The sequence below is a fragment of the Bacillus sp. SIMBA_008 genome (genome assembly GCF_046535495.1).
GTDB classification, from domain to species: Bacteria; Bacillota; Bacilli; order Bacillales; family Bacillaceae; genus Bacillus; species Bacillus subtilis.
In genome coordinates this window covers 1-230 of sequence record NZ_JAWRWL010001421.1, presented here as the reverse complement: position 1 = coordinate 230, position 230 = coordinate 1, and the positions used below count along the sequence as shown (strand labels likewise).

General features: G+C 44.8%; 1 protein-coding gene. It reads right to left on the bottom strand.

The genetic code is table 11. The features are described 5' to 3' along the window. On the bottom strand, positions 1-230 hold a 230-nt coding region (locus SB658_RS28170), incomplete at both ends, for a DUF4861 family protein (RefSeq protein ID WP_410603906.1).

Below are 230 nucleotides of genomic sequence, written 5' to 3'. Positions count from 1 at the left end.
GCCAAATGTCAATTCCACTTGAGAGCGTTCCTCCTTCTTTTCCCTCATCAACCAGACGCTGCGCTTCAGGTCCATAGGTGCGGAATGCAACCCTCTCATTTTCCCATGCAAAATCATCAATTCTCTCGGGTACAAAACGAGCGTAAGTGGTATGCGTCGCTACCGGCTTTTTTTGACTTTCATTATCATTTATTAAAATGGTATAGGTCACTTTGGACAAAGCAGGAACG